At 56.9% G+C, this 1,574-nt stretch carries 1 protein-coding gene; it reads left to right on the top strand.

The window, feature by feature from the left end; translation table 11 throughout:
- The first annotated feature begins 94 nt into the window (after positions 1-94).
- The gene (locus tag J1W56_RS25755) at positions 95-1,528 is read left to right on the top strand and encodes an ISNCY family transposase (RefSeq protein WP_223616135.1); all 1,434 of its coding nucleotides are present in this window, start codon (positions 95-97) and stop codon (positions 1,526-1,528) included.
- The last annotated feature ends 46 nt before the right edge of the window (positions 1,529-1,574 follow it).

The raw sequence follows: 1,574 nt of genomic DNA, 5'->3' as shown, positions 1-1,574 counted from the left end.
TGTAGCCGCAAAGTTAAAATGTCCTGTTTCTGCAAAGTAGAAACGTCGCTGTGTCACCTTCTCGTTGATTGCAACGAGATTTGGGATGCGGATTTTGGGACTGATTTTAATGAGCGAACGCGAACTGCATCGTATCGAGGTTTTGTCAGAGGTTGTTGAAGGTCGCCGCACGCTGGCTTCGGCGGCCATTGTGCTGTCGCTGAGCCTGCGTCAGGTGCAGCGGATCCTGCGGACCTTCTGTCTTGAAGGCGCTGCAGCGCTGCGTCATCGCAGCCGCGGCCGACGATCGAACAACCGCATCAATGATGGGGTGCGTGACCTGGCGCTGCAAGTGGTGCGGGAACGTTACGCGGACTTTGGGCCGACGCTGGCTGCCGAGAAGCTTTGTGAACAAGGATTTTCGGTATCGCGCGAGACGCTGCGCAAGTGGATGGCAAAGGACGGTTTATGGCTATCGCGCAAACAGCGCCGGACGTTTCGCCAGCCACGGCTGCGACGGGAATGTTATGGCGAGCTGATTCAGATCGATGGCAGCGATCATCGCTGGTTTGAGGAGCGCGGCGATCCATGCACATTGCTTGTCTTTATCGACGATGCCACGGGCACGTTGATGCAGCTTTTGTTTGTGCGCTCGGAGAGCGCCTTCAGCTATTTCGAGGCTTTGGCACTTTATCTGAAGACGCATGGGCGTCCGGTTGCATTCTATTCGGACAAGCATTCCGTGTTCCGTGTGGCCAAGAAGGAAGCCGTGAACGGCCAGGGCATGACGCAGTTCGGGCGAGCCTTATCAGAGCTCAGCATCGAGATACTGTGTGCCAATTCGAGCCAGGCGAAAGGCCGTGTTGAGCGGGTCAACCGCACCTTGCAGGATCGCCTGGTCAAGGAACTGCGACTGGCCGGGATCTCGGACATGGTCAGCGGCAACGCTTTCCTGCCGGGCTTTATGGACGCGTTCAACGAAAGGTTCTGTGTTGCTCCAATCAGACCGGACAATCTGCACCGGCCGCTCAATGTTGTTCCCGATAGATTGCGCGACATCCTGTGCAAGCGCGAACAGCGCTATGTCGGAGAGCAACTGGCATTCTCCTTTGAGCGCAAGCGCATCATGCTGGCGGAGAATGAGATTACCCGTGGTCTGGTCGGTAAATATATCGACACCTACGCCTTTGCCGATGGGCGGCTGGAGATGCGCTGGAGAGGGATCACCCTACCCTACACAATGTTCGACAAGGATCAGCGTGTCACCCATGCAGCGGTGACCGAGAACAAGCGGCTTGGCGAGGTATTGTCGTTGATCAAGGCCCATCAGGACCCGCTCCCTGCACCGAAGGTGAAGACCAACAGCGAGGTCATCGCCTATCAAAAACGCGCACGCAAACCGTCGCGGCGCAACAGCTGGGTCGAGGAACGAAGGGAACGCAGACTACGGGAGCAGGCTGCCACAGATCTATTCACTGTCGCCGGGCAGAGCTGCGATATCGAGGTCTCCGCCCTGCCCGTCGATGAGCCTCGGCATCTGTCAGGATGACATTTTAACTTTGCACAACAAGCGACATTTCAACCTTGCTGCCACA

It is taken from the genome of Phyllobacterium calauticae (assembly GCF_019991125.1).
GTDB lineage: Bacteria > Pseudomonadota > Alphaproteobacteria > Rhizobiales > Rhizobiaceae > Phyllobacterium > Phyllobacterium calauticae.
This window is presented reverse-complemented; position numbering and strand designations above follow the sequence as displayed.